The organism is Micromonospora chaiyaphumensis (assembly GCF_900091435.1).
In the GTDB taxonomy this organism is placed as follows: Bacteria; Actinomycetota; Actinomycetes; order Mycobacteriales; family Micromonosporaceae; genus Micromonospora; species Micromonospora chaiyaphumensis.
In genome coordinates this window covers 191,402-218,118 of sequence record NZ_FMCS01000008.1, presented here as the reverse complement: position 1 = coordinate 218,118, position 26,717 = coordinate 191,402, and the positions used below count along the sequence as shown (strand labels likewise).

Annotated in this window: 21 protein-coding genes and 1 tRNA gene; 10 read left to right on the top strand and 12 right to left on the bottom strand. The window is 73.0% G+C overall.

The genetic code is table 11. The features are described from left to right. Nucleotides 1–125 precede the first annotated feature (125 nt). A complete protein-coding gene (locus GA0070214_RS22055) occupies nucleotides 126–869 on the bottom strand; it encodes an SDR family oxidoreductase (RefSeq protein ID WP_091267242.1) in 744 nt (247 codons plus the stop codon). A gap of 105 nt (nucleotides 870–974) precedes the next feature. Here GA0070214_RS22055 and GA0070214_RS22050 point away from each other — a divergent pair, with 105 nt between their 5' ends. Then, nucleotides 975–1,802, top strand: a complete 828-nt coding sequence (locus GA0070214_RS22050; RefSeq protein WP_091267639.1) for a helix-turn-helix transcriptional regulator — start codon at nucleotides 975–977, stop codon at nucleotides 1,800–1,802. Nucleotides 1,803–1,918: 116 nt separating this feature from the next. Here the strand turns inward: GA0070214_RS22050 and GA0070214_RS22045 are convergent. Next, a tRNA-Thr gene (locus tag GA0070214_RS22045) sits at nucleotides 1,919–1,995 on the bottom strand. A gap of 364 nt (nucleotides 1,996–2,359) precedes the next feature. On the opposite strand from GA0070214_RS22045, the gene GA0070214_RS22040 reads away from it, so the two are divergent. After that, nucleotides 2,360–3,451, top strand: a complete 1,092-nt coding sequence (locus GA0070214_RS22040; RefSeq protein WP_091267239.1) for an ABC transporter ATP-binding protein — start codon at nucleotides 2,360–2,362, stop codon at nucleotides 3,449–3,451. A 57-nt stretch (nucleotides 3,452–3,508) separates the two neighbouring features. Here GA0070214_RS22040 and rlmB read toward each other — a convergent pair whose 3' ends face one another. Then, a complete protein-coding gene (gene rlmB / locus GA0070214_RS22035; RefSeq protein WP_091267235.1) occupies nucleotides 3,509–4,627 on the bottom strand; it encodes a 23S rRNA (guanosine(2251)-2'-O)-methyltransferase RlmB in 1,119 nt (372 codons plus the stop codon). After that, nucleotides 4,627–6,042, bottom strand: coding sequence for a cysteine--tRNA ligase (gene cysS, locus GA0070214_RS22030; RefSeq protein ID WP_091267232.1), 1,416 nt, complete (start codon nucleotides 6,040–6,042; stop codon nucleotides 4,627–4,629). Before cysS ends, rlmB begins: the two co-directional genes overlap by 1 nt. A 63-nt stretch (nucleotides 6,043–6,105) precedes the next feature. On the opposite strand from cysS, the gene GA0070214_RS22025 reads away from it, so the two are divergent. Both GA0070214_RS22025 and GA0070214_RS32140 read left to right on the top strand, forming a co-directional pair. Continuing rightward, the gene (locus GA0070214_RS22025; protein WP_091267228.1) at nucleotides 6,106–6,753 is read left to right on the top strand and encodes an IclR family transcriptional regulator; all 648 of its coding nucleotides are present in this window, start codon (nucleotides 6,106–6,108) and stop codon (nucleotides 6,751–6,753) included. Nucleotides 6,754–7,341: 588 nt separating this feature from the next. Then, entirely contained in the window at nucleotides 7,342–8,664 is a 1,323-nt protein-coding gene (locus GA0070214_RS32140; RefSeq protein ID WP_091267220.1) for a hypothetical protein, read from the top strand. Nucleotides 8,665–8,858: 194 nt separating this feature from the next. Here the strand turns inward: GA0070214_RS32140 and GA0070214_RS22010 are convergent, their stop codons facing one another. Genes GA0070214_RS22010 through GA0070214_RS22000 form a run of 3 tightly spaced genes read right to left on the bottom strand, consistent with a single transcriptional unit; the run spans nucleotide 8,859 to nucleotide 10,863 of the window. Further along, nucleotides 8,859–9,176, bottom strand: coding sequence for a hypothetical protein (locus tag GA0070214_RS22010; protein ID WP_244167801.1), 318 nt, complete (start codon nucleotides 9,174–9,176; stop codon nucleotides 8,859–8,861). A 32-nt stretch (nucleotides 9,177–9,208) separates the two neighbouring features. Then, the gene (locus GA0070214_RS22005; RefSeq protein ID WP_091267216.1) at nucleotides 9,209–9,904 is read right to left on the bottom strand and encodes an HAD family hydrolase; all 696 of its coding nucleotides are present in this window, start codon (nucleotides 9,902–9,904) and stop codon (nucleotides 9,209–9,211) included. Then, complete coding sequence (locus tag GA0070214_RS22000; protein WP_091267213.1) at nucleotides 9,901–10,863, bottom strand: EamA family transporter; 963 nt, start codon at nucleotides 10,861–10,863, stop codon at nucleotides 9,901–9,903. Before GA0070214_RS22000 ends, GA0070214_RS22005 begins: the two co-directional genes overlap by 4 nt. Before the next feature lie 82 nt (nucleotides 10,864–10,945). Here GA0070214_RS22000 and GA0070214_RS21995 point away from each other — a divergent pair, with 82 nt between their 5' ends. Then, complete coding sequence (locus tag GA0070214_RS21995) at nucleotides 10,946–11,491, top strand: CGNR zinc finger domain-containing protein (protein WP_091267209.1); 546 nt, start codon at nucleotides 10,946–10,948, stop codon at nucleotides 11,489–11,491. 36 nt (nucleotides 11,492–11,527) lie between these two features. Here GA0070214_RS21995 and GA0070214_RS21990 read toward each other — a convergent pair whose 3' ends face one another. Together GA0070214_RS21990 and GA0070214_RS21985 are read right to left on the bottom strand one after the other, a co-directional pair. Further along, a complete protein-coding gene (locus GA0070214_RS21990) occupies nucleotides 11,528–12,937 on the bottom strand; it encodes a class II fumarate hydratase (RefSeq protein WP_208602858.1) in 1,410 nt (469 codons plus the stop codon). A gap of 44 nt (nucleotides 12,938–12,981) precedes the next feature. After that, nucleotides 12,982–15,966 carry an AfsR/SARP family transcriptional regulator gene (locus GA0070214_RS21985; RefSeq protein ID WP_091267202.1) on the bottom strand — a complete coding sequence of 995 codons (2,985 nt, stop codon included), beginning with the start codon at nucleotides 15,964–15,966 and terminating at the stop codon, nucleotides 12,982–12,984. Nucleotides 15,967–16,281: 315 nt separating this feature from the next. On the opposite strand from GA0070214_RS21985, the gene GA0070214_RS21980 reads away from it, so the two are divergent. Further along, nucleotides 16,282–18,681: a hypothetical protein gene (locus GA0070214_RS21980; protein WP_139141889.1), complete on the top strand. Its 2,400-nt coding sequence runs from the start codon at nucleotides 16,282–16,284 to the stop codon at nucleotides 18,679–18,681. Nucleotides 18,682–18,747: 66 nt separating this feature from the next. On the opposite strand, the gene GA0070214_RS21975 is transcribed toward GA0070214_RS21980, so the two are convergent. The 3 genes from GA0070214_RS21975 to GA0070214_RS21965 all read right to left on the bottom strand — a co-directional run bounded on the left by GA0070214_RS21975 (nucleotide 18,748) and on the right by GA0070214_RS21965 (nucleotide 22,490). Further along, on the bottom strand, nucleotides 18,748–20,415 hold the full coding sequence (locus GA0070214_RS21975; RefSeq protein ID WP_091267196.1) for a fumarate hydratase: 1,668 nt from the start codon (nucleotides 20,413–20,415) through the stop codon (nucleotides 18,748–18,750). Nucleotides 20,416–20,492: 77 nt separating this feature from the next. Beyond that, entirely contained in the window at nucleotides 20,493–21,926 is a 1,434-nt protein-coding gene (locus GA0070214_RS21970; protein WP_091267636.1) for an outer membrane protein assembly factor BamB family protein, read from the bottom strand. 72 nt (nucleotides 21,927–21,998) lie between these two features. Continuing rightward, entirely contained in the window at nucleotides 21,999–22,490 is a 492-nt protein-coding gene (locus GA0070214_RS21965; RefSeq protein WP_091267193.1) for an Lrp/AsnC family transcriptional regulator, read from the bottom strand. Between the two features lie 140 nt (nucleotides 22,491–22,630). Here GA0070214_RS21965 and hppD point away from each other — a divergent pair, with 140 nt between their 5' ends. From hppD to hisC, 4 genes are read left to right on the top strand one after another with little or no spacing between them, the layout of a single operon-like run. Continuing rightward, nucleotides 22,631–23,836, top strand: a complete 1,206-nt coding sequence (gene hppD, locus GA0070214_RS21960) for a 4-hydroxyphenylpyruvate dioxygenase (protein WP_091267189.1) — start codon at nucleotides 22,631–22,633, stop codon at nucleotides 23,834–23,836. Nucleotides 23,837–23,846: 10 nt separating this feature from the next. Beyond that, a complete protein-coding gene (locus GA0070214_RS21955) occupies nucleotides 23,847–24,560 on the top strand; it encodes an RDD family protein (RefSeq protein WP_091267186.1) in 714 nt (237 codons plus the stop codon). Continuing rightward, nucleotides 24,557–25,546 carry an RDD family protein gene (locus GA0070214_RS21950; RefSeq protein ID WP_091267182.1) on the top strand — a complete coding sequence of 330 codons (990 nt, stop codon included), beginning with the start codon at nucleotides 24,557–24,559 and terminating at the stop codon, nucleotides 25,544–25,546. Before GA0070214_RS21955 ends, GA0070214_RS21950 begins: the two co-directional genes overlap by 4 nt. After that, nucleotides 25,543–26,646: a histidinol-phosphate transaminase gene (hisC, locus tag GA0070214_RS21945; RefSeq protein WP_091267180.1), complete on the top strand. Its 1,104-nt coding sequence runs from the start codon at nucleotides 25,543–25,545 to the stop codon at nucleotides 26,644–26,646. Before GA0070214_RS21950 ends, hisC begins: the two co-directional genes overlap by 4 nt. The last annotated feature ends 71 nt before the right edge of the window (nucleotides 26,647–26,717 follow it).

Here is a 26,717-nt window from a genome sequence, read left to right as displayed (position 1 = left end):
TTCCGAAGCATCCCCGCCGGGTTTGCGGACTCAAGCTGCCGGCTGACCTTCGTGGACGGCTACGTCGAGCGGCGGTGCCAGCTGCTGGCGGCTCGCGTCGACGAGCAGGTGCCGGCGAGTCGGGATCAGCGGCCGGGGAGGCCGGCCAGCGCCTTCGAGCGTTGGGCGACCAACTCGGCGTAGGTGCCGTCGCGCTCGGCCCAGCGATGCATCAGCACGCCCTTGACGAGGATCTCGTGCGGGGTGGGCTGCTCGGACAGCAGGCCCACCACCTCGTCGAGGTAGTCGTTGAGGTCCAGGGCGTGCGGGTTCCTGCTCGCGATGTCCGGATGGCTGGCCACGGCCGGCGGCACCAGTTCGGCGACCTCGACGCCGGTGCCGAGGAGCTGAGCGCGGAGGGCCTCCGAGTAGGCGTGCACAGCCGCCTTGGACGCGCCGTACGTCGGCGCGATCGGGAACGGCAGGAAGGCGATGCCCGAGCTGACCGTGATGATCGTGCCGACGCCGCGCTCGATGAGGTGTGGGGTGAACGCGTCGATCACCCGGATGGTACCGAGCACATTCGTCGCAATCATGGTCTCGGCGCTGGCGAAGTGCGTCGGGTCGCGGAGATCCTCGGTGAGCATGACGCCGGACATCGTGACCACGACGTCCAGGTCCGGGTGGTCGGCCAGCACCCGGTCGCGGGCCCGCAGCACTGACTCGGGGTCGGTGACATCGACCTCGATGGTGGCGAGGCCGTCGACCGGGTCGTTCCGGCGCCCGCCGACGATGACCGTGCTGCCGGCGGCGGCGAAGCGGTGGGCCAGGCCCAGCCCGATGCCGGAGGTGCCGCCGACGATGAAAACCGTGCGATTCGTCATGTCCATGCGATCCACACTCCAGCCGGATCGCCACGGCTGGGCAGGCTCCGCTGATCCAGGGGTGCGGCAGGACCCCCTTCCGGCCCCTGGCCTCGGGCTACCGTGATTTTCGTGAGCGGTGACGACGCGACCAGTCGGCTCGGGGCGTACCTGCGGGCCCGGCGCGAGCTGATCACGCCGGAACGGGCGGGTATCCCGGCCGGCGCCAACCGCCGGGTCAAGGGCCTGCGCCGCGAGGAGGTGGCGCTGCTGGCCGGCATCAGCCCCGACTACTACCTGCGGCTGGAACGGGGCCGTGACAAGAACCCGTCGCGGCAGGTCCTCGAGGCGCTGGCCCGGGTGCTCGAGCTGGACGACGTCGAACGCGAATACCTGCTCGGCCTCAGCACCACCCGGCCACGCGCCCGCCCGCGCCGCCGCCCACCGGAACGCGTTCCGGCCCGGCTGCACCACCTGCTGGCCGCCATCGACGTGCCGGCCTTCATCGAGGGTCGTTCGTTCGACGTGCTGGCCTCGAACCCGCTGGCCGTCGCGCTGTCACCGCGCCTGCGACCGGGCGAGAACCGGCTCCGCTCGCTGCTGCTCGACCCCGAGGAGCGGGCGTTCCACCAGGACTGGGAGGCGTCCACCGCCGGGTTCGTCGCTGCCTTCCGCAAGTCCATCGGCGACGCGACCGACGACGCCCGCATCGTCGAACTGGTCGGCGAGCTCTCCCTGGCCAGCGAGCGCTTCCGGCGGCTCTGGGCCCGCCACGACGTCAGCGAACTGGAGGGCGGCTCGATCACTGTGAACCATCCGGTGGTCGGCACCCTGCGGCTCAACCGGGACAAGCTGCCGGCCGGCGAGGTGATCCTGGTGCTCTACTACCCTGACCAGGGCACCGAGAGCGCGGAGAAGCTGCGCATCCTGGCCTCGCTGAACACCGACTCAACGGTCTGACCCGCGACAGACAAACGTGGCCTGGTGCCACCACATTTGACGACGGCTGTCGTGAATCGCGTTGCTGTCATCGGGCCGTCTCGCGGCGGCCACCGCCGCGAAACACCTGATGGAATTGGAGCCCCCGGCCGGGATCGAACCGGCGACATCTCGCTTACAAGGCGAGTGCTCTGGCCAGCTGAGCTACAGGGGCGCGTGGTCCGGGGTCAGCATAACGACTGACGGCCGGAAATCCCGCTCAGCAGGCCTCCCGAGCACGGAAAACGTCAATTTCCCGACCAGCAGCCCGACGGATCGACGCCCGTGCCGGCCTGCGGCCGAGGGGATTGATGCCCTGCCGTGTCCGCCTGACCGATATGCGTATGCGCTCCGTCCCACCGGCCGTCTCCTGTCTTGGCAGGCTCGCGAAACACGTTTACGGTGCAGTGACACGGACGACACTCCGGTTGGCCTCGGCTGCCCGGTCGACCGCCCGTTGGCCGGCACCTTGGGTGCCGGTCGCTCCTTCCACTCGGATCGTCCGGCACGTTCCTGCCGGTGAAAGGAAGCGCTCCACCATGGCTACGGTCACCTACGCGAAGGCGTCCCGGATCTACCCGGGCACCGAACGCCCCGCGGTCAACCAGCTCGACCTCCAGATCGGCGACGGGGAGTTCCTCGTCCTGGTCGGCCCGTCGGGTTGCGGCAAGTCCACCAGCCTCCGGATGCTCGCCGGCCTGGAGGACGTCGACGACGGCGCGATCTACATCGACGACCGGGACGTCACCCACCTCCCGCCGAAGGCCCGCGACATCGCGATGGTCTTCCAGAACTACGCCCTCTACCCGCACATGACGGTGTACGAGAACATGGCGTTCGCCCTCAAGCTGCGCAAGACCTCGAAGTCGGAGATCGACCGGCGGGTCAAGGAGGCGGCCGGGCTGCTCCAGCTGGAGGAGTTCCTCAACCGCAAGCCGAAGGCGCTCTCCGGCGGTCAGCGCCAGCGTGTCGCCATGGGCCGCGCGATCGTCCGCGAGCCGCAGGTCTTCCTCATGGACGAGCCGCTGTCGAACCTCGACGCGAAGCTCCGGGTGCAGACCCGTACGCAGATCGCGTCGCTCCAGGCCAAGCTGGGCGTCACCACGGTCTACGTCACCCACGACCAGGTCGAGGCCATGACCATGGGTCACCGGGTCGCGGTCATGCTCGACGGCGTCCTCCAGCAGGTGGACACCCCGCGGGCGCTCTACGACACCCCGGCCAACGTCTTCGTCGCGGGCTTCATGGGCTCCCCGGCCATGAACATCAAGACCGTGCCGCTGACCGACAACGGCGCCTCGTTCGCCGAGCTGAACGTGCCGCTGACCCGCGAGCAGGTCGAGGCGGCCCGCGCCGAGGGCGGCGACGGCAAGGTGACCGTCGGCTTCCGTCCGGAGGACTGCGACCTGGTCAGCCCGACCGAGGGCGGCATGCCGGTCGTGGTCGAGCTGGTCGAGGACCTGGGCTCCGACGCCAACGTCTACGGGCACGCCGCGCTCGAGGGCCACAACGAGCGGTTCGTGGTCCGCACCGACCGGCGCACGATGCCGAACATGGGCGACACCGTGTTCGTCAAGCCGCGCCAGGGCCGCAGCCACGTCTTCCACGCCGCCACCGGCAACCGGATCTGACGTACGCAGAGAAAGGGGCGGTCCGCCGTGGCGGACCGCCCCTTTCTCGTGTCGTCGTTACGCCTCGACGGAGCGGCGGCGGGCGACCTCGGCGAGGGTGACCGCCGCGGCGACGCTGGCGTTGAGCGACTCGACGTCGGAGACCATCTGGATGCTCACGGTCAGGTCGCAGGTCTCCCCCACCAGGCGGGACAGGCCGCGCCCCTCCGAGCCGACCACCACGACCAGCGGGCCGACGGCGGCCTCCAGGTCGTAGAGGTCGGTCTGCCCGTCGGCGTCCAGGCCCACCACGATGAAGCCGGCGTCCTTGCACGCCTTCAGCGACCGGGTCAGGTTGGTGACCTGGGCGACCGGCACCCGCGCCGCCGCGCCGGCGCTGGTCCGCCAGGCGGTCGCGGTGATCCCGGCGGCCCGCCGCTCGGGTACGAAGACACCCTGCGCGCCGAACGCGGCGGCCGACCGGATCACGGCGCCGAGGTTGCGCGGGTCGGTGACCCCGTCCAGGGCGACGAGCAGCGGGGCGGCCTGCTCCAGCGACGCCGCCATCAGGTCCTCGAACGGCTCGTAGGCGAACGGCGGCACCTGGAGGCCGACACCCTGGTGCAGGACGCCGCCGGTCATCCGGTCCAGCTCGGCCCGGCTGACCTCGAGGATCGCGATGCCCCGGTCGGCGGCCGTGCGGACGATCTCGTTGACCCGGTCGTCGATGTCGATGCCCTGGGCGGTGTAGAGGGCGGTCGCCGGCACCTGGGCGCGCAGCGACTCCAGCACCGGATTCCGCCCGACCAGCAGCTCCGGGCTGTCCTTGGCCGGGTTCGCCTTGCGGCCGGGGGCGACCCGCGGCCCGGACCGGCCGGCGGGCTTGCCGCCCCGGCCCTTCGCGGCCGGAACGCCCCGACCGCCGCCCTTGCCCCAGGTGGTGTCCTTGCTGCCCGGCTGTCCGATCTTGGGGGCGCGCCCCTCCTCGGCCGCCGCGCGGCGCTCCTTCTCCTGCTTCCAGGCGGTGCGCTGGGGCAGCTTCTCGGTGCCCGAGTAGGCCTTGTGCCAGGGCCGCTCGTCGGCGGGCAGGGTGCGGCCCCGCCCGGCGAGGGAGTCCTTGTTTTTGCCGCCGGAGCCCTTGGGGGCGCCCGCCTTCGGCGTCAGTCGCCGGCCACGGCGCTGCGAGTTGCCGGCCATCAGTCCTGCTCTCCAATAGTCCAACGCGGGCCCTGGGCGGTGTCCTCGACGACCACGCCGGCCTGCTTGAGCTGGTCGCGTACGGCGTCGGCGGCGGCCCAGTCCTTGCGGCTGCGGGCCTGGGCGCGCTGCTCCAGGGCGAGCGCGATCAGGGAGTCCACCACGCCGCGCAGGTCGTCCGCGCGGCCGCCGCCGGTCCAGGCCGGATCCAGGGGGTCGACGCCGAGGATATCCAGCATCGCCCGGGTGGCGGCGAGCGTCGTGCGGACGGTCACATCATCGCCGGCGGTCAGCGCCGTGTTGCCGTCGCGGACCACCTCGTGCAGCACGGCCAGGGCGGCCGACGTGTTGAGGTCGTCGTCCATCGCCGCCACGAAGCCGCCCGGCAGCTCGCCGAGGTGCCCGGCGCCGACCCGCTCGGCGGCCCGCTGCACGAAGCCCTCGATCCGCCGGTAGGCGACCGCGGCCTCGCGCAGTGCGTCCTCGGAGTAGTCGATGCGGGACCGGTAGTGGGCGGCGGCGTAGTAGTAGCGCAGCTCCACCGGGCGCACCCCGAGGGACGCCACGTAGTCGAGGTCGAGGGTGTTCCCCAGCGACTTGCCCATCTTGGTGCCGCCGATGCCGAGCAGGCCGTGGTGCACCCAGTAGCGGGCGAAGGGCAGGTCGGCGGCCTGGGACTGGGCGATCTCGTTCTCGTGGTGCGGGAAGGTGAGATCGAGCCCGCCGCCGTGGATGTCGAACTCCGGCCCCAGGTAGCGCCAGCACATCGCCGAGCACTCGATGTGCCAGCCGGGCCGCCCCCGGCCCCACGGCGACGGCCAGTAGGCGTCGGCCGGCTCGTCCGGCTTGGCACCCTTCCACAGCGCGAAGTCGCGCGGGTCGCGCTTGCCCCGCTCCGGGGCGTCACCGGCGGACTGCATGTCCTCGGGCGACTGGCCGGACAGCGACCCGTAGGCCGGCCAGGAGGCCACGTGGAAGTAGACGTCACCCGAGCCGTCGGTGGCCGGGTAGGCGTGCCCGGTCTCGATCAGCCGGGCGATCAGCTCGTGCATCTCCGGGATGTGCCCGGTGGCCCGCGGCTCGTAGGTCGGCGGCAGCACGTTCAGTGCCCGGTAGGAGGCGGCCAGGATCTGCTCGTTGTCGTACGCGATCGACCAGAACGGCCGCTCCTGCTCCGTGGCCTTGACCAGGATCTTGTCGTCGATGTCGGTCAGGTTGCGGATGAAGGTGACCTCGAAACCGGAGGCGGTGAGCCAGCGGCGCAGCACGTCGTAGTTGACACCGGAACGAAGGTGACCGATGTGCGGCGGAGCCTGGAGGGTGAGACCACACAGGTAGACCCCCACCTTGCCGGCTTCCCGCGGGACGAAGTCCCGCACCGAACGGGTGGCGGTGTCATACAGGCGTAGCGTCACCGTACAAGGGTAGCCGTCCGTGCATATCGAGGTGCCCCGGAGCCGGGTCGTACGCTGCGTGCTGTGGACACGGCGGCACGGGCGGGAGAGACGGCGCAGACCCTGGACCGGGGGCTGCGCCTGCTGCATCTGGTCGCCGACGCGCCGGGCGGGCTGACCGTCACCGAGGCGGCGAACCGGCTCGGCATCGGCCGGGCGGCGGTCTACCGGCTGGTCGGCGCGCTCACCGACCACGGCATGCTGCGCCGCGACGGCGAGGGCCGGCTCCGGCTCGGCGCGGGCGTGCTGCACCTGGCCCGCCGGGCCCAGCCGCTGCTCGCCGAGGGGGCACTGCCCGCACTGCGCCGGCTCGCCGAGCAGGCGGGGGCGACCGCCCACCTGACCGTGGTCGAGGGCGGTGAGGGGGTGGCCCTCGCGGTGGTCGAGCCGAGCTGGACCTCGTTCCACGTGGCGTACCGGACCGGATCGCGGCACCCGCTGGAGCGGGGCGCGGCCGGACGGGCCATCCTGGCCGGCCGCGCGGGCGCCGCCGCCCCGGTGAGCACCAGCGGCGAACTGCAGTCCGGAGCGTACGGGGTGGCCGCGCCGGTGCTCGGGGTGCCGGGGCTGGAGGCGAGCGTCGGGGTGGTGTCGCTGACCCCGCTGGACGTCACCGAGGTCGGCACCCAGGTCGCCGCCGCCGCCGAGTCGATCGCCGCGGCACTGTCCTGAGACGGCCGCCGCCGGTCCGACGGTCCGTCTGCGCCAGCACGGCGATGTGGCGGTATCGGCGGCTAGCGGACACCGCCACATCGGCGAGCTGGCGACGACCAACGCCAGGATCGAGCCCGGCGCGAATCGCTGCCGCCGTGCTCAGCCCCGGCCACGCCCCGGGCACCAGCTCCCCGAGCTGGCGGTATCAGACCGAGGCCCACACCGCCACATCGGCGAGCTGGAGATGACCAACCACCGGCCGCTGCGCGTAACGCCCCTGCGCCGCGGCACCCCCATTGCGCCCCGGCAGCAGCTCGCTGAGGTACCGGCATTGGACCAGGGCGGACACCGCCAGATCGGCGAGCTGGCGACGATGCCCGAGCAAGAGCGCTCGTCGTTGTGGCGGCGGTGCGGATCTCCGCCCCGCCCGCCGTCGACGAGCACGGTGGCGATGCCCTGTTGGCGGCAGCGCTCGTTCGTCAGCCCCCTGCCACTAGCACAGCGGCCGAGGGCGGTGATGGTTGTCCACAGGCCCCCGGTCGAGGGTGCCCGTGGGTTGTCCACAGGGGTGCCCCGCGACGGTGAGTCGCCGCCAGGCTGGTCGGCATGCCACCTCATCCCCATCGACCACCCGAACTGGCCTGGCAGGTCTTCCGCGGCTCGGATGTGATCCGGCGTGGCCTGCTGACCCGACACCAGCTCCGGGGGGCCTCCTGGGTCCGGCTCCGGCAGGACGTCTACGCCGATGCCCGCCTCGATCGTGACCACGCGCTGGCCTGCCGCGGCGCACTGCTCCGCCTGCCCCCGGGAACGCTGCTCGCCGGGCCGTCGGCGGCGTACCTGCACGGGGTCGAGCACGCCGCCGGCTTCCGGGACGACGTGCACGTCCTGCTGCCGGCGACGGTCCGGGCCGATGCCCAGCCCGGCGTCCGGGTGCACCAGGCCCCGTCGTCGCCCCAGCGACTCGGTCTCCTCGTCCCGGCCGCCGTCGCAGCCTGCTCGCCCAGCGCCGGCCTCAGCCCGAACAGCCCGGTGAGCCCCGGCCCCGGCCCCGGCCCTGGCCCGAACATCCCGGCCAGCCCCGGCCTCAACCCGAACAGCCCGGCCAGCCCCGGCCCCGGCCCGAACAGCCCCGCCAGCCCCCGCCTCGGCCCGAACAGCCCGGCCAGCCCCGGCCCCGGCCCCGGCCCGAACAGCCCGGCCGGCGCCATCCCCGGCCCGGACCGCCTCACCATCGGCTCGGCGAACATCACTCCGGGTCGAGACGGCCACGGCAGCGGCCTGTGGCGCACCATGCCCACCGGAGAGGGCACGGCCACCGGACCGAAGGCGCTTGCCGGATCGGCGGTCGGTGGTCCCGTGGCAGTGGGCGGCGGGTCCGGCATGTCGGCCGGGGCCGGCAGGTTGCTGCGTACCGCGCCGGCGGCCTGCGCCTGGGAGACGGCCGTCTGGTCCGACCCGGTGCAGGCCGTGGGGATCATCGACGCCCTGCTCCGGATGGGCCTGGTCGGCCGGACGGATCTGGCCGACGTGGCGGACCGGAGCGCCGGACGACCGGGCGGCCGGCGGGCGCGGTGGGTGTTCGGCCTGGCGGATCCGGGGGCGCAGTCCCCGCCCGAGTCGCACCTGCGGGTCCGGCTCGTGCTGGCCGGCCTGCCCCGCCCGGTGGCGCAGCACCCGGTGCGCGGCCCCTCGGGTCTTGTCCTGCACCCCGACCTGGCCTGGCCGCAGTTCCGGGTCGCCGTCGAGTACGACGGCCAGTGGCACGCCGACCCGGATCAGCTGGCTCGGGACCGCTACCGGCTCAACCAGCTCGTCGCGGCGGGCTGGCTGGTGCTGCACGTGACCGGTCGCCGTCTGCACCGGGAGTTCCCGGCGCTGGTCCGCGAGATCCGCGCGGCGCTGGTGGCCCGGGGCTGGCGGCCGTGAGGCCGGGGCTGGCGGCCGTGAGGCCGGGCCCGACGCCGACATGGCGGCTCCGGGAACCTCGGCGACCGCCAGGGGCGCGCCCGGAACGCCCTCGTGGCGGCGGCCGCGACCTCCAGACACCGCCACGCAGCACCAGAACGCCGACGTGGCGGCGTCCGGGGGCACCGGACACCGCCACGTCGGGGAACTGGGTGTTACGGCCGGACTCCGGGCCGCGTCCCTCGTTGGCGTCGGTGCGGTACGTGTCGGTGCCGAAGCCGTCGCGGAACCAGCCACCGGGTGCGGAGCAGGTGCTCCTGCTCGACCCGGTCCGACTTGGGCTTGCGCCCGATGGCCTTCTGCTCGGCGACTCCGAGCAGTACGCCGGCGGCGGTGGCCCGGCTGGCGAAGTCCGCCCGGGTGCTGGTGACCTGGATGCGACCGACGTCGTCGGTGTGGGAGGCCATCGCGCCGCCCGCCGCGGTGACGGCGGCGATCGCGGTGTCGGTGGAGACCTCGTCCTCCGCCAGCACTTCGCCAGACGGCTGTCCGGTACAGACCGCAATCAGGCTTTCGCGGGTTCGAGACGGGCGAGCGCGTCGGGCAGTTCGGCCAGGGTGGACACTTCGGCGTCGGGAGCGAGCCCCGGCGGGCGGGGCAGGCGGCCCCGGTTCAGCCAGATCGCCCGCAGCCCGGCGCGCTGGGCCGCGCGCACGTCGTGCTCCGGCGAGTCCCCCACGTACACGACGTGCTCGGCGGGGAGCCCGGCGGCCGCCAACACGGCCGCGTAGAACTCCGCCGCCGGCTTCTTGGGCAGGCCGTTCTCGTGCGCGTACAGCTCGAAGGCGAACTCGCCGGCCAGGCCACAGCGCTCGGCCCGGCTGTTGCCGTTGGTGGCGAAGCCCAGGAGGTGGCGGGGGCGCAGCGCGGCCAGCGCCGGCAGGGCGTCCGGGAACGGCCGGGTCAGCGCGAACCGGCGGGCGAAGAAGAGCGCGGCGAACTCGTCCAGGTGCGCGTCCAGCCCGGCGCGGGCCAGCGACCGGGCCAGCGCCGCCCGCCGGATCTCCTGCACCGGCGCGGCACTCAGCGCCCCGAACACCGCGCCCCAGTCCGCCTCCAGGTCCGCGAGCGACACGCCGGCCGCCGGGTTCCACCGCCGCATCTCCTCGAGTACGGCCGCCAGCGCGCCGGTGACCGCGGGGCGCAGGTCGACCAGGGTCTCGTCGGCGTCGAAGACGACGGCGGAGCGCGGTCCGCTCACCGTTCAGCGGCCAGGGCCGGCTCGGCCCCGGCGGACGGAGCGGCCTCCGGCGCCGAGCGCAGCTCGTCCACCCGGACCAGGGCCACACCGGCCACGATGAGCGCCCCGCCGAGCAACTGCACGGCGGTGGGCAGCTCGTCCAGCACCAGCCACGCGATCAGCACCGCGAACATGACCTCGGTCAGCCCGACGAAGGAGGAGAGCCGCGCGCCGAGCAGCCGGGCTCCGGCAACGCCGGTGAGGTAGGCGACCACCGCGGCGATCAGCGACAGGCCGGCGATCGGCATCAGCCAGCTCATCTCGTGCCCGGCGAAGCTGACGTCGGCGGTGCCGGCGCGCAGCGGGAGCGCCCCGACCAGCCCGAGCAGGAGCAGGACCAGGGCGCCGACGGCCATGCCGCCGCTGGCCATGACCACCGACGGCAGCGCGGGGTCGACGCGGCCGGCGATGACGTAGTAACCGGCCAGCCCGACCCCGGCGCCGAGCCCCCAGAGCACGCCGACCAGGTCGAGGCTGCCGGCACCGGTCACGTCCAGCACGAAGAACAGCCCGCACAGGGCGGTCAGGGAACCGGCCACGGTCAGCAGCCGGGGCCGCTGACCGTGGACCAGCCACATCCAGCCGACCACCAGTACGATGCCCAGGTATTCCAGCAGGAGCGCGACGCCGACCGGCAGGTAGCGGACCGCGTTGAAGAAGCAGGCCTGGGCCAGGGCCACCCCGAGCAGCCCGAACACCACGAGCGTGACGGCGTTGCGGCGCAGCACCGGCCACCGGCCACGCAGTGCCAGCAGCGCGGGCACGGCGAGCACCAGCGCGGCGATGCCGACCCGGGCGAGCACCACCGCCTCGGCGGACCAGTCGCCGGTGATCAGCGGTCGGGCGAAGGTGCCCGAGGTGGCGAAGGTGAGCGCGGAGAGCAGCGCCAGGCCGAGGCCGACGCCGGGCCGTTCACGCATCGACAGCTCCTTGGGTCGACCGGACATGAGTCAATCGGGGTTATGCTGATGACGCTAGGCGGGCACCCCGACAGGAGTCAAGTTGCTATTTGCTCATGACACCGAGTGTGGCCTGGTCGCGACCGCGGCGCTGGTCAACACGACCGGCCCGGACCGGGAGGGGCTGCCGGACGTGACGGCCCTCGACGAGTTCTTCACGGCGTACGGGTGGACCGGCCGGCACGAGCACACCGAGGCGGAGCTGCGCGAGGTCCGTGCGCTGCGACCCCGGCTCCGCCGGATCTGGCACGCGGACACCGACGAGGTGGTGGCCGTCGTCAACGGACTGCTGCGGGAGTCGCACGCCCTGCCCCAGCTCGTCCGGCACGACGACGAGCCGTACCACCTGCATGCCGTGCCGCGGGACGCGCCGCTGGCCACCCGGATGGCTGTCGAGGCCGCCATGGCGCTGGCCGACCTGGTCCGGATGGACGAGCTCAGCCGGCTGCGCCTCTGCGACCACCCCGACTGCGAGAACGTGCTGGTCGACCTCTCCAAGAACCGGTCCCGCCGGTTCTGCGACGCCGGCTGCGGCAACCGGGCGGCGGTCAGCGCCTACCGCGCCCGCAAGGCGGCGGCCCACTCCTGACGCACCCCCGGCACCGCGGGTGGACGTCAGGCGTGCTCACGGGTGGGTCATCCGGAGCAGGTCCAGGGCCTCGTCGAGCTGGGTCTCGCTGAGCTTGCCGGAGTCGACGTGCCCGCGGGAGATGACCACCTCCCGGATGGAGACCTGCTTGGCCAGCGCCTCCTTGGCGATCGAGGCGGCCTCGTCGTACCCGAGGTGACGGTTGAGCGGGGTGACGATCGACGGCGAGCCCTCGGCGTACGCCAGGCAGACCTCGGCGTCCGCGACCAGGCCGACCACGAGGCGGTCGGCGAAGAGCCGGCTCGCCGCGGAGATCAGCCGGATCGACTCCAGCAGGTTGCGGCCCATCACGGGAAGCATCACGTTCAGCTCGAAGTCGCCCTGCGAGCCGGCGAACGCCACCGCGGCGTCGTTGCCGATCACCTGCGCGCACACCTGCCGCATCGCCTCGGCGACCACCGGGTTCACCTTGCCGGGCATGATCGACGAGCCGGGCTGGAGGTCGGGGATGCGCAGCTCGCGCAGGCCGGCGCGGGGACCGGAGCCCATCCAGCGGATGTCGTTGGCCATCTTGTAGAGCCCGACGGAGACGGTGCGGAGCTGACCTGAGGTCTCCACCAGCGCATCCCGGGCGCCCTGCGCCTCGAAGTGGTTGCGCGCCTCGGTCAGCGGCAGCCCGGTCGAGGCGCGCAGCTTCTCGATCACCCGCGCGGCGAAGCCCAGCGGGGTGTTGATGCCGGTGCCGACGGCGGTGCCGCCGAGCGGCAGCTCGGCCAGCCGGGGCAGCGCGCCCTCCAGCCGCTCGACGCCGTAGCGGACCTGGGCGGCGTAGCCGCCGAACTCCTGACCGAGGGTGACCGGAGTGGCGTCCATCAGGTGGGTACGGCCCGCCTTCACCACGGTCTCGAACTCGGCGGCCTTTTCCTCCAGCGCGCCGGCCAGGTGCTTGAGCGCGGGCAGCAGGTCCTCCACCACGGCCTGCGTGGCGGCCAGGTGGATCGAGGACGGGAAGACGTCGTTGCTGGACTGGGACGCGTTCACGTCGTCGTTCGGGTGCACGCTCCGGCCCAGCTCGCGGGCGGCCAGGGTCGCGATCACCTCGTTGGTGTTCATGTTGGACGAGGTGCCCGAGCCGGTCTGGAAGACGTCGACCGGGAACTGGTCGTCGTATCCGCCGTCGGCCACGTGCGCGGCAGCGGTGGCGATCGCCTCGCCCACGTCCGCGCCGATCACCCCCAGCTCGGCGTTGACCTGCGCCGCCGCCCCCTTGATCTGCGCTAGAGCCTTGATCTGGGCCGGTTCGATGCCCCGCCCGGAGATCGGGAAGTTCTGCACCGCGCGCTGGGTCTGCGCCCGCCACAGGGCCTCGGCGGGCACCTCCACCTCACCCATCGAGTCGCGTTCGATCCGGTAGCCGGTCGCCTCTGGAGTCGTCACGCGTACCATCCTGCCGCGCTGGTCGACGGTCCGCAGGGAAAGCCGGTCCGGCTTCAGTCCAGCTCGGCCAGCAGGTCCGCGGTCGCCCGCTGGTCCGGGGACTCGACCTGCCGGAAGAGGGCAAGTGCCCGGCGGGCGTGCGCCCGGGCCTGGCCCGGATCGGTGTCGCGCAGGCAGCGGGCGGCGCCGTCCAGCGCACGGGCTTGCGCGTAGCGCAGTCCGAGCCTTGTCGCATCCCGCAGCACCCGGCGATGCAGGTCGAGCGCCGTGTCGACGTCTCCCTGGTCGTGGAGGGCACGGGCCAGGAGGTCGCGCGATGCACACTCCCCGATCCGGTCTCCGGCATCGGTCATCGCGACCAGGGCCTCACGGTGCCGGGTGGCGGCCTCGTCCGGGCGGCCGGCTTCCCGTTCCATCATCCCGATCTCGTTGAGCAACTCCCCTTCCCCGAACCTGTTGGCGGTGGAACGCTTCAGGTGCAGTGCCATCCGGAGCAGGCGGCGGGCCGGCTCCAGGTCACCCAGCCGGTGCCTGATCATGCCGAGGTGGCCGATCGCGTTCGCCGTGTGCCGCAGGTCACCGCACTCCCTGGCCAGGAGGAGATGCCGGCGCGCAGCCCGCAGGGCGGAACCGTACCGGCCGCGGAAGAGCATGACGATCGACAACATGTTGAACGCGCTCGCCATCACGCCGACCTCGTCCGGGTAACGGCTGACCCGCAGCGACTCGTCGACGCACTCCACGCAACGACGGTATTCGTCGCCGCCGAAACACGCGGCGGCGAGGTTCCCGAGCGTCTGCAGTCTCTCGCGACGCCGCCCGAGCCGGCGGTGGCGGTCGACGACCGCTTCCATCTGCCGGATCGCCTCCGAGTAGCGGCCCAGTCGGAAGTTCGCCGAGGCGAGGTAGTTCATGGTGATGGCGACAGCCTCGTCGTCACCCAACGTCTTCGCGGCCCGCAGGGCGACGGTGTGTGTCTCGATGAGTTCGTCGAGGTGCCCGCCCTCGTAGTTGGACCACCAGCACGCCCGGGTCAGCTGCCAGCAGTACCGGAGGAGGCCCTCGGACTCGGCGATGCGGACCAGGGCGGTCAGCGCGGAACGGTTCTCGTCGAACCACGCCGGGCCCTGCCGCTCCTGGCCGAGGAGCAGGTCCGGACGGCGTGGCGGCGGAAGGGTCAGTCGCGCCAGCGGGCTCGGCTTGGTCTCCACGATGAGCGCGATGGCCGCCGCGACCTGCAGGTGGTGGTCGAGCAGGCGCTCCAGGGCAGCACGCCGCTCACCGGCGCGCTCGGGCTCGGCCAGCAGCCGGCGGGCGTACGTCCGCAACAGATCGTGCAGGCGGTGACGGCCCGGTTCCACCTCCTCCACCAGATGCGCATCGACCAGCTCGTCGAGCAGGTCCTGCGCCTCCGGCAGCGACAGGTCACTGAGCACCGCCGCCACCCGGCCGTCGATGCGCACACCGGGGTGGAGCCCGAGCAGCCAGAACAGACGTTGGGCCGGCGGTGACACCTGGGCGTACGAGAGGGCGAAGGCGTGGCCGACGGAGCGCTCACCGGCCGCCAACTCGGCCAGCGGATCCCGCGCGTCGGCCAGCCTCTGCGCCAGATCGGCAACACGCCAGAGCGGGCGGTGTGCCAGCCGGGCACCGGCGAGCCGGATCGCGAGCGGCAGGCATCCGCACCGCTCGGCCACCTCGGCGGCGGCAGCCGGCTCGGCGGCGACCCGATCGGCCCCGACAACCCGGCCGAGCAGCTCGACCGCCTCCTCCAGGTCGAGCACGGGCAGCGACGAGGGACGGCCCTCGTCCAGCCCGACCAGCCGGCGGCGGCTCGTGATCAACACCAGGCAGTCGGGGCCGTTCGGCAGCAGCGGTGCCACCTGGGCGGCGTTCGCGGCGTTGTCGAGCACCACGAGGGCCCGCCGGCCGGCCAGTTCGCTGCGCCAGAGGGCGAGGCGGTCGTCGACGTCCGGCGGCACCCGCTCCGCCGGGACACCGAGCTGGCGCAGCAGGGTGGCCACCGCCGCGCTCGGCGGCAACGGCGTCCGCTCGCTGTGCCCGTGCAGGTCGACGAAGAGCTGCGCGTCCGGGTAGCGGCCGGCCAGGGCGGTCGCGACCTGCACGGCCAGGGTCGTCTTACCGCTGCCGGGCATCCCGTCGATGAGCTGGACCCGGACGCCGCCCTCCTCGATCTCCTTCACCAGCCGGGCCATCGTCTGCTGCCGGCCGGTGAAGTCGCTGATCGCCCGCGGCAGCGCGCGCACCGGAACGACCGGCAGGGCCGCCGGGCCGCCCAGCGCCAGGTCACCGGCAAGCAGTCGCTGGTGCAGCTCCTGCAACGCGGTGCCCGGCTCGATGCCCAGTTCCTGTGCATAGATGCGCCGGCCCTCGCGGTAGACGGCGAGCGCGTCCGCCTGCCGGCCCACTGCGGAGAGGGCGAGCATGAGCTGACCCCGCAGCCGCTCGCGGAGCGGATTGCGTTCCACGCTCTCGGTCAGCTCGTCGATCACGTCGGCCGCCTGCCGCAGCCGCAGCTCGACGTCGACGCACTCCTCCAGGGCGGCGAGTCGCTGCTCGTCGAGGGCCTGCGCCCGCCTGCGTACGCTCCGGCTGGCGACCCCGCCCAGCGCCGGGCCACGCCACAGCGCCAGCGCCGCGCGATAGTGCTGGCGCGCCTCCACTGGTCTGCGGGCGCCGACCGCGGCCCGGCCGGCCTCCACCTCGCGGGCGAACACCTCGGCGTCGAGGTCGTCGGGCTCGATCCGGACGCCGTAGCCGACCGGGTCGGTGATGATGATCTCGCCGGGCGGCCCGAGCGTCGCCAGACGCTGCCGCAGTCGCGACACGCAGATCTGGAGCTGCGTCCGCGCGGTGGCCGGCGGCCGGTCCTCCCAGACCGCGTCGATCAGCTCCTCGACGGGCACGACCCGGCCCGCACGCAGCAGCAGCATGGCGAGCACGGTCCGGTCCCGACCCGCGGTGATGGTCACCTCGCCGCCGCCTACCCGCAGCGGCCCCAGAATCGCGAACCGCATCTGCGCCCCCGCACGCCTTCCTGTGCAACTTCCAGCAGCGTAGCCCGACGGTCACGGATCGCCTCGGGCAGACGATAGCGAGGTGATAGCGGATCGACAGCACCGGCCCGGACACTGGGCGCGGTTGCCGGCGACGGCATCCGACGGGGGCGGTGCGCCCGCCCGAGCCTCGCGCCCGGGCGGGCGCACCGATGTCGGTGCCCCGCCGCCACCGGGACGCGTAACGTCCGCGCCCCGGCATTCGCTGACGTGGATGACATTCGACCCCACTCCTCGGAGGCAGCCACCTTGCAACTCAACGGGGGTACCACCGGCGTGTCCACGGCACGCCGTCGGCGCGTACCGCGCCGCCTTGTCGGCACGGCCCTGGCGGCCCTGCTCGCCACCACGGGCGCGCTGACCGCCACCGGCCAGCCGGCGTCGGCCGCGCAGAACTTCGTCCGGCCCGTCCAGACGACCTGGACGGACAACGCCCAGCCCACCCGCTCCTTCCCCGCCGAGGACGGCACCCTGCCGGTCGGCACCTGGCAGGACGCCGCGGGCGACAAGCACACCTCCCGGGCGTACTTCACCTTCGACCTCGCCCCCTACCAGGGGCAGCGGATCATCAGCGCCCGCACTGTCACCGGCGAGCGGTCGGTAGCCAACTGCGACAAGCCGCGCGAGCTCCAGCTCTGGCGGACCGAGGCTCCCGCAGCCGCGCCCACCTGGAAGGACGCCCCCAGGGCCGTCGAGAAGCTCGCCGACCTCACCGTGTCCGGCCCGGCCTGCCCCGCCCGCTATCTGAGCACGGCGATCACGGACGTGGTGACCAGGGCGATCGCGGCGAAGCAGGACAAGCTCACGCTCATGCTCCGCATCGGCGAGCACGAGGACGGCCTCCAGTGGAGCCGGCGTGTCGACACGCTCGCCGTGTCGCTGGAGCACAACCGGGCGCCGAACGTCCCCACCCAGCTCGCGGCCGGTGGCGTCGCCTGCCGGGACAACCTGTTCATCGGCACGACCCGTCCGCAGCTCCAGGCCGTGGTGAGCGACCCGGACGTCACCGAGACCGGTGGGGGCGACCAGCTGAAGGCGACCTTCGCCTGGTGGCCGGCGGACCGGCCCGGCGAGCGGACCGAGTTCGAGTTCTCCTACCCGCTGTCGAACGGGTCACGCTTCCAGTACACCGTCCCGGACGGCGTGATGACCGACGGCGGCACGTACGCGTTCAGCGCCCGCGCCACCGACCAGTACGGCGACGCCTCGGCGTGGTCGCCGGAGTGCCGGTTCACCGTGGACACCCGGGTGCCGGCACGGCCCGTCGTCACCTCCACCGACTACCCGGCCGCACCGGAGCAGCCGAACTCCGGCGGCCCCGGCATTCCCGGTACGTTCACCTTCTCGCCCAACGGCTCGGACGACGTCGTGAGCTACGAGTACTGGAGCTGGACCGGGAGCGCGGGCAGGGTTTCCGCCGGCGCCGGCGGCACGGCGACCCTCACCTACACCCCGAAGAGCGCCGGCTACCAGCGACTCGAGGTGGAGAGCATCGACCGCACCGGCAATCACTCGCCCACCACGATCTACGAGTTCTGGGTCCGGAACACCGCGCCGCTGGTCACCGACGCGAACCCGTCCGGCGCGATCGGCGAGCCGCGCGAGCTGACCCTCGCGCCGGGCATGGACAACGTGGTCGAGTACACCTGGCGGCTAAACGACGGCGATCCGGCGACCGTGCCGGCCGGCGCGGACGGCACCGCGACGGTGACGGTCACCCCGCGCCGGGGTGGCGCCAACACGGTCCACGTCACCAGCCGCACCTCGGACGACCTGCCCAGCGGCACCGCCGAGTACTACTTCTACCTGGCCAGCACGCCGACCATCTCCTCGCCGGACTTCATGCGCGAGGACGGGTCGGGCGCACTCGCCGGGACCACCGGCACGTTCACCTTCGCCCCCGGCATGCCCGGCGTCACGGAGTACGTCTGGTCGGTCAACGGCGGCGAGCAGCACACGGTGGCCGCGAAGGAGGACGGGACGGCCACCGTCACCTACATCCCGACCGAGGCGGGATTCCAGTGGATCGAGGTGTTCAGCCGCACCGCCGAGGGTGACGAGTCGGAGACGGCCTCCGGCTATTTCATCGTCTTCTCGCACGCCCCCGAGGTGAGCTCGACCGACTACCCGATGTACCAGGAGGCCGGCGGCCCCGGTGTCACCGGCCAGTTCACCTTCCGTCCGGCGGGCGAGGGCGTCACCGGGTACGTCTACGACTTCGGTGACGGCCCGCGGAACGTCGCGGCGGCGGCCGACGGCAGCGCCACCATCAGCTGGACGCCGCAGTCGTACCCGGCCGACACCCGAGGCTGGGTGCGGCTCAAGGTGCGCGAGAAGATCGGTGACATCGTCTCCGACGAGACCGAGTACGCCGTGGTCATCGGCCGGCTCGCCCCGACGGTGACCAGCGACGACTACCCGTCCAGCGGCGAGGCGGGCGGTCCGGGGGTGGCCGGCACCTTCACGCTGACCGCTCACGTGCCCGGCAGCACCGAGTTCGTCTACCGCTTCGGCACCGAGGAGAAGACGGTCCCCGTGGGCCCGGACGGCACCGCCACGATCACCCTCACCCCGACCGAGGCGGGTGACAACTACCTGTACCTCTCCAGCCGGACGGACTCCGGCATCACCTCCGGGGAGGGCGTGTACTGGTTCCCCGTGGCGAACCCGACCTGACCGACGACATCGAAGAAGGGGCGCCGGGTGGGATCCCACCCGGCGCCCCTTCACGTACGTCGGAACTCAGCGCCGCCCGACGGTGAGCACCGGCTTGGTGACCTCGGCGAAGAAGTCCTCACCCTTGTCGTCGACCACGATGAAGGCCGGGAAGTCCTCCACCTCGATCTTCCAGACCGCCTCCATGCCCAGCTCGGGGTATTCGAGCACCTCGACGTGCTTGATGCAGTCCTGGGCGAGGCGGGCGGCCGGGCCGCCGATCGAGCCGAGGTAGAAGCCGCCGTGCGTCTGGCAGGACCGGGTGACCTGGGCGGAGCGGTTGCCCTTGGCCAGCATCACCATCGAGCCGCCGGCCGCCTGGAACTTCTCCACGTAGGCGTCCATCCGGCCGGCCGTGGTCGGGCCGAACGAGCCGGAGGCGTAGCCCTCGGGGGTCTTGGCCGGGCCGGCGTAGTAGACGGCGTGGTCGCGCAGGTACTGCGGCATCGGCTCGCCGGCGTCCAGCCGCTCGGCGATCTTGGCGTGCGCGATGTCCCGGGCCACCACCAGCGGGCCGGTCAGCGACAGCCGGGTCTTCACCGGGTATTTCGACAGCTCGGCGCGGATCTCGTCCATCGGCCGGTTGAGGTCGACCCGGACCACCTCGGAATTGTCGAGCTGGGCCTCGGTGACGTCGGGCAGGTAGCGCGCCGGGTCGGTCTCGAGGCGCTCCAGCCAGACGCCCGACGGGGTGATCTTGGCGACGGCCTGGCGGTCGGCCGAGCAGGAGACCGCGATGGCCACCGGGCAGGACGCGCCGTGCCGGGGCAGCCGGACCACCCGCACGTCGTGGCAGAAGTAGCGCCCGCCGAACTGCGCGCCGATGCCGAAGTTGCGGGTCAGCTCCAGCACCTCGGCCTCCAGCTCGAGGTCGCGGAAGCCGTGCGCGCTCATCGAACCCTGCGTGGGGAGGGCGTCCAGGTACTTCGCGGAGGCGTACTTGGCGGTCTTCAGCGCGTACTCGGCGGAGGTGCCGCCGATGACGATCGCCAGGTGGTAGGGCGGGCAGGCCGCAGTGCCGATGAGGCGCAGCTTCTCCTCCAGGAACTGCATCATCCGCGTGGGATTCAACAGCGCCTTGGTCTCCTGGTAGAGGTAGGACTTGTTGGCCGAGCCGCCGCCCTTGGCCATGAAGAGGAACTTGTAGGCGTCGGGGTGCCCGTCCGGGTCCTCGGCGTAGAGCTCGACCTGGGCGGGCAGGTTGCTGCCGGTGTTCCGCTCGTCCCACATGGTCAGCGGGGCGAGCTGCGAGTAGCGCAGGTTGAGCCGGGTGTAGGCCTGGTAGACGCCGCGGGAGATCGCCTCGGCGTCGGTGCCGTCGGTGAGCACGTGCCGGCCGCGCTTGCCCATGACGATCGCGGTGCCGGTGTCCTGGCACATCGGCAGCACGCCGCCGGCGGCGATGTTGGCGTTGCGCAGCAGGTCCAGCGCGACGAACCGGTCGTTCGGCGAGGCCGCCGGGTCGTCGATGATCGACCGGAGCTGGGCCAGGTGGGCCGGGCGCAGGAAGTGGGCGATGTCGTGCATCGCCTCGGCGGTCAGCGCGGTCAACGCGGCGGGCTCGACGGTGAGGAACCGACGGCCGCCGGGGCCGTTGACGACGTCGACGCCCTCATCCGTGACCAGGCGGTACTCCGTCTGGTCGGGTCCGGTCGGCAGCAGGGGGGCGTACGAGAAGGCGGCGGCACTGCTCATGACGGAAAAGCCTAGGGCAGAGCCGTCGATCGGTGGCACCCGCCGGGTGCGTCCTGGGACGCCGCTCTCACCCGGCGTCACTTGCCGTCGGCGCAGAGTTCGTTCTTCGGGCCGCAACTGCCCTGGCCGGCCGGGGGGCGCCAGGTGTCGCCGGGGTCCGGCGCGGGCACCGCGCCCTCGTCCGGCGGGGGCACCCCGGCGGCGCCGGCGCCCCAGCGGACGTACCCGATCTCCCGGCCCTCGCCGATGATCATGCCGTTCGGGCCGACCGCCAGGGCGTTGGCGGAGGTCCGCAGCAGGACCAGCTCCCGGCCGCTGCGCGGCTCGACCGCGATGAGCCGCGACGGCTTCTCCTCGGCGATGAGTGCCGCGTACGGGGTGAGCGCCGCGCCGGTCTTGCCGCCGGCCGGACGGGTCCACCGGGTGCGGTCGGCCGACAGCTCCCGGCCGATGATCGAGCCCTTGTCGGCGCTGCGCACCAGCGCGTAGCGGTCGTCGACGGCGAGCAGCTTCTCGCCCTCGGCGCCCACCTGGAGCAGCCGGCCGTCGTACCCGTCGAGCACCGCCTCGCGCCCGTCCGGGGCGACCCCGATCAGCACGTTCCGGGCGCCCTGCGGGTCCTCCCGCTGGACGCAGCCGGCGTAGTCGGCGGTCCGCAGGTTCACGCCGTTGCGCCGCCACACCTGCTGCCCGGTGGCCGGGTCGACGGCGGTGAGGACGAACTGGCAGGTCCCGTCGCGGGAGGTGGCCGCGATCCGGAGCAGCCGGCCGCCGACCACCGCGAGCCGCTCCTCGCGGCCGGGCTCGACGTTCTGGAGCACCCGGCCGGTGGCGGTGTCCACCACGTGCACCCGGTCGTCGACGGGGAAGCCGAGCAGCGGCGGGACGGACTCCGGCCCGGCCACCCCGCCGTCGATCCGTGGGGCGCCCAGCCGCCGGGTGCCCAGCAGCTCCGGGTTGTCGGCGAGCACCCCGCTGTTCACGCCGGGCAGGAAGGAACTCCACAGCGGGCTGCTCCCCCGGGGGTCCCAGGCGCGCAGCGTGCAGTCGGTGGACCGCACGCAGTATGCGTCGAGCAGCAGGTTCCGGTAGGTCCAGACCGCGATGGCCCGCTCGTCGCGGCGGCGCACCACGCCGGTGGCGGGGTCGAGCACCTCGTACCCCTTGTCCAGGAGCCTGCCCACGGCGACGACCGGGGCCCGGTCGCTGCCGGCCACCGCCGCCCAGTCGGCCTTGCGCTCCCAGAGTTGCGTGCCGGTGGCCAGGCTGCGCGCCTCGACCCGGGTGCGCTGCTCGACGATCACCGTGTCGCCGGCGATGGTGACGCTCTTCGGCGTGCCACCGACCCGCTGCTGCCAGACCGGCTCCGGCTCGGAGAGCGGTTGACTCCGGTCGACCCAGTCCCACAGGGCCGGGAACGGGTTCCACACCCCGGTGGAGGCGAGCACGACCACGGTGATGAGCCCCAGCAGCAACCAGCCGCGTACGCCAAGGCCCTTCACACCGCACACGGTAGCGACGACCACGGCCACGCCGGCCCCCCGAACGGCCGTGTCGCGCCGCTTTCTCGGTCGGCCGGCGTGTTATGCGCCGCGCGCGGCCGACCGGACCAGGGGCAGGGTGCGGTAGGGGATCTGCTCGGCCAGGGCGATGATCGTGGAGGCGCGGCGGATGCCCTCCGAGGCGACGATCTGGTCGATGACGCGCTGGAGGTCGGTGTTCGACCGGGCCACGATGCGGCAGAGCAGGTCGCTGGAGCCGGTGATGGTGTGCGCCTCCAGCACCTCGGGGATGGCGGCCAGGTGCGCGGTCACCGGGTCGTGGCCGTGCCGCTGGCTGATCTCGAGCGTCACGAAGCTGGTCACCCCGAAGCCGATGGCGGCCGGCGAGATGTCCGGCCCGAACCCGGCGATCACTCCCCGCTCCACCAGCTTGTCGAGCCGCGCCTGCACGGTGCCCCGGGCCACGCCGAGCCGCCGCGAACACTCCAGCACCCCGATCCGGGGTTCCTCGGCGAGCAGATCGATCAAGCGGGCGTCGAGCGCATCGAGCTGTGCATCCTGACCAGTGTTCATGGGGTTTCACTTTACCGAATGCACAACCTGACCAGCATTTTCGGCAACTGTTGCCCAACGGGCGGCCGCGCAGCGATCCTCGCCACAACAGCAGACCAACGGCGGCCCACGAGGCCGGCCGGTGCGCAAGGGAGGCCACCATGACCCAGGCGATCGACCGACCCCAGTCGACCGAGGAGGTCGACGTCGACGCCCTCGTCGGCGCCGTCGACCACGACATCACCCGCGACCCGTTCCCGGTCAAGGGCCTCGACCACGTGCACTTCCTGGTGGGCAACGCCAAGCAGGCCGCCCACTACTACTCCACCGCCTTCGGCATGACCTGCGTGGCCTACCGCGGGCCGGAGCAGGGCTACCGGGACCACGCCCAGTACGTGCTCACCAGCGGCTCCGCCCGCTTCGTGCTGACCGGCGCGGTCCGCCCGGACGCCGAGGGCTCCGAGCACGTGGCGAAGCACAGCGACGGCGTCTCCGACATCGCGCTGGAGGTCCCGGACGTGGACGCCGCCTACGCCCACGCCACCGCCCAGGGCGCGACCGGCCTGGTCGAGCCGCACGACCTCAGCGACGAGCACGGCACCGTGCGGATGGCCGCCATCGCCGCGTACGGCGACACCCGGCACACCCTGGTCGACCGGTCCCGCTACACCGGGCCGTTCCTGCCCGGCTTCGTGGCTCGCGGCCCGATCGTGGACCGGCAGCCGATGATCGACGCCGGCATCCAGCCGAAGCGCTTCTTCCAGGCCGTCGACCACGTCGTCGGCAACGTGGAGCTGGGCCGGATGGACGAGTGGGTCGAGTTCTACAAGCGCGTCATGGGCTTCAGCAACATGGCCGAGTTCATCGGCGACGACATCGCCACCGACTACTCGGCGCTGATGAGCAAGGTGGTCGCGAGCGGCACCCGCAAGGTGAAGTTCCCGCTCAACGAGCCGGCCGTCGCCCGCAAGAAGTCGCAGATCGACGAGTACCTGGAGTTCTACCAGGGCCCGGGCGCCCAGCACATCGCCGTGGCCACCAACGACATCCTGGCCAGCGTCGACGCCATGCGGGCCGCCGGCGTCGAGTTCCTGGACACCCCGGACTCCTACTACGAGGACCCGGAGCTGCGCGCCCGCATCGGCCAGGTGCGCGTGCCGATCGAGGAGCTCCAGTCCCGCAAGATCCTGGTCGACCGGGACGAGGACGGCTACCTGCTCCAGATCTTCACCAAGCCGGTGCAGGACCGCCCCACCGTCTTCTTCGAGCTGATCGAGCGGCACGGCTCGCTCGGCTTCGGCAAGGGCAACTTCAAGGCCCTGTTCGAGGCCATCGAGCGGGAGCAGGAGAAGCGCGGCAACCTGTAACACTGTCCGCGTGACCGAGCCTTCCCCCGCGTCTCCGCCGCCCGCCGGGCCCCCGCCCGCGGGCGGCGGCTTCGCGCCGCCGTCCGGGCCGTACCAGCCGCCACGCCAGCACACCCCGCCGGCGTACGCCGGACTGCCCGGCTACCCGCCGCCACCCCCGGGGTACGCCCCGCACCCCGCCTTCGTGCCGCCCACCCTGGCGCCCAACGGGCAGCCGCTGGCCGGGTTCGGCGAGCGGCTGGTGGCCTGGCTGATCGACACCGCGGTGGCGAGCGCGGTGGCCATGGTGCTCTTCCTGCCGGTCTTCCTCTGGCTCTGGTTCCGGATGTTCAGCGACATGATGGCGGTGGGCCCGGACGGGACGGTTCCCCAGCCCGACCCGGCCACGGTGCTGACCGATTTCTTCCTGCCGGTCCTGCTCGCCGAGGCCGGTCTGCTGCTGGTGATGTTCGTCTTCTACTGGCTCTACCACGTCGAATACGCCCGCCGGACCGGCCAGACGCTCGGCAAGAAGGCCATGAAGCTGCGGATCGTCCCGCTCGACCCGACCGCGCCGCTGACCCGGGGCGTCCTCGGCCGGCGGTACCTGGTGGAGTTCGTCGCCGGCTCGCTGGTGCCCTTCGCCAACTACCTCGACGGGTTCTGGCAGCTCTGGGACAAGCCCTGGCAGCAGACCCTGCACGACAAGTTCGCCGGAACGGTCGTCGTTAAGGTTGTGCCGTGAGTGTGCAGCCCGGCTGGTACGTCGACCCCGCCGATCCCGAGACCCGCCGGTACTGGGACGGCGAGGGGTGGATCGGCGCGCCGATCCCGGTCGACGCCACCCCGCCCGACGGACCACCGCCGCCCGAGGCGGCTCCCGCCCCCGTACCGGCCCCCGCCGCGGCCGCGCCGCAGTCGGCCCAGCCCGCCCCGGGCGGTCCCCCCGTCGGGCCGTTCCCGGGCCCGCCGGCCGGTGGCCACGGCCAGCCGTGGCCGGGACAGCCGACCCAGCCCGGCCCCTGGCCGGGACAGCCGGGACAGGCCGGCCCCTGGCCGGGACAGCCCGGCCAGCAGGGGCCGCCGCCGGGCTGGCCGTACCCGGGGTGGCCCGGGCGGCCGCCGGCCCCGCGCCCGCACGGGCTGCCGCTCGCCTCGTACGGCGCCCGGCTGGTCGCCCGGCTCATCGACTTCGGCGTGGTATTCCTGCTCAACGCCGTGGTCAACGGCTGGTTCGTCTGGCGCTACATCGAGGAGATCTCCCCGTACCTGCGCGAGTCGGTGCGCCGGTCGCTGGCCGGGGACACCTCCACCGACGGGCTGCCCCAGCCGGGCGAGCAGGCCGCCGGGCTCCAGATCGCCATCCTGCTGATCGCCACCGCGCTCTGGTTCGCTTACGAGGTGCCCTCGATGGCCGCCCGCGGGCAGACCTTCGGCAAGCGGCTGGTGGGCATCCGCGCCCTGCCGGTCGAGGCGGACCAGCCACTCGGCTTCGGCCGGGCCACCCGACGCTGGAGCACCCTCGGCCTGCCCACCCTGCTCTGGTACTGCTGCGGCCTGGGCCTGCTGCTCCAGTTCGTCGACGCGGTCTCCCCGCTCTTCGACCAGCCGCTGCGCCAGGCCCTGCACGACAAGCGGGCGCAGACCGTGGTGGTCCAGCTCCCCCGCACCCGGCCCGACACCCGTACCACCCCGCGCGACCGCGCCAACCCTCCGGGAGACACCCCATGACCGACACCGGACGTCACCAGCCTCCGCTGCGGCTCACCCGCGCCGACCTGGACGCGCTGCCCAACTACGTGCCCGGGCGGAGCCCGGCCGACCTGGCCCGCGAGCTGGGCCTGCCCGAGGCGATCAAGCTGGCCAGCAACGAGGTCCCCTACGGCCCGCTGCCCGGCGTCGTGGAGGCGGTCGCCGAGGCCGTGGCCGGTTCGCACCGTTACCCGGACATGGGCGTGGTGGCGCTGCGGCAGGCCCTCGCCGAGCGGTACGGCGTGGACGCCGACCGGATCGCCACCGGCTGCGGCTCGGTGGCGCTGGCCGAGCACCTGGTGCGGGCCACCTGCCTCCCCGGCGACGAGCTGCTCTACTCGTGGCGGTCGTTCGAGGCGTACCCGATCATCGCGGCGACCAGCGGCGCGACCAGCGTGCGGGTGCCGAACGACGCGGGCCACGGCCACGACCTCGCCTCGATGGCGGCGGCGGTGACCGACCGGACCCGGATGATCCTGGTCTGCAACCCGAACAACCCGACCGGCACGGCGGTCCGCGAGGCCGAGCTGGACCGCTTCCTCGACGCGGTGCCGGACGACGTGCTCGTGGTGATCGACGAGGCGTACCGGGAGTTCGTCACCGACCCCGAGGTGCCGGACGGCCTGAGCTACCTGGACCGGCCGAACGTGGCGGTGCTGCGCACCCTGTCCAAGGCGTGGGGCCTGGCCGGCCTGCGGATCGGCTGGCTGGTCGCCGAGCCGACCGTGGCCGCTGCCGTGCGCAAGGTGGTCACCCCCTTCTCCACCAGCATGGCCGCCCAGGCCGGCGCGCTGGCGGCACTCGCGCAGGCCTCCGAGGTCGAGCGGCGCTGCGCGCTGGTGGTCGCCGAGCGGGACCGGGTCACCGAGGCGCTGCGCAAGTTCGTCCCGGACGTGCCGGAGAGCCAGGCCAACTTCGTCTGGCTGCCGCTGGGCGACCGGGCCGTCGAGTTCGGCCGGGCGTGTGAGGCGCGCGGTGTGATCGTCCGGCCGTTCCCCGGCGACGGCGTGCGGGTCACCATCGGCACGCCGGCCGAGAACGACGCCTTCCTGGCCGCCGCCGAGGCCGCGCTGGCCTGACCGCGCAGGTCCGGGGCCGGTCCGTCAACCCCCTACGGACCGGCCCCGGACGCCTCGACCGGCGGGATGTA

Excerpts from the sequence above, each read along its gene's own strand:
- GA0070214_RS22055 (WP_091267242.1), bottom strand. The coding sequence starts at position 869 with ATGGACATGACGAATCGCACGGTTTTCATCGTCGGCGGCACCTCCGGC.
- GA0070214_RS22040 (WP_091267239.1), top strand. The coding sequence starts at position 2,360 with ATGGCTACGGTCACCTACGCGAAGGCGTCCCGGATCTACCCGGGCACC.
- rlmB (WP_091267235.1), bottom strand. The coding sequence starts at position 4,627 with ATGGCCGGCAACTCGCAGCGCCGTGGCCGGCGACTGACGCCGAAGGCG.
- GA0070214_RS32140 (WP_091267220.1), top strand. The coding sequence starts at position 7,342 with ATGCCACCTCATCCCCATCGACCACCCGAACTGGCCTGGCAGGTCTTC.
- GA0070214_RS22000 (WP_091267213.1), bottom strand. The coding sequence starts at position 10,863 with ATGCGTGAACGGCCCGGCGTCGGCCTCGGCCTGGCGCTGCTCTCCGCG.
- GA0070214_RS21990 (WP_208602858.1), bottom strand. The coding sequence starts at position 12,937 with ATGGTACGCGTGACGACTCCAGAGGCGACCGGCTACCGGATCGAACGC.
- GA0070214_RS21985 (WP_091267202.1), bottom strand. The coding sequence starts at position 15,966 with ATGCGGTTCGCGATTCTGGGGCCGCTGCGGGTAGGCGGCGGCGAGGTG.
- GA0070214_RS21975 (WP_091267196.1), bottom strand. The coding sequence starts at position 20,415 with ATGAGCAGTGCCGCCGCCTTCTCGTACGCCCCCCTGCTGCCGACCGGA.
- GA0070214_RS21965 (WP_091267193.1), bottom strand. The coding sequence starts at position 22,490 with ATGAACACTGGTCAGGATGCACAGCTCGATGCGCTCGACGCCCGCTTG.
- hppD (WP_091267189.1), top strand. The coding sequence starts at position 22,631 with ATGACCCAGGCGATCGACCGACCCCAGTCGACCGAGGAGGTCGACGTC.
- hisC (WP_091267180.1), top strand. The coding sequence starts at position 25,543 with ATGACCGACACCGGACGTCACCAGCCTCCGCTGCGGCTCACCCGCGCC.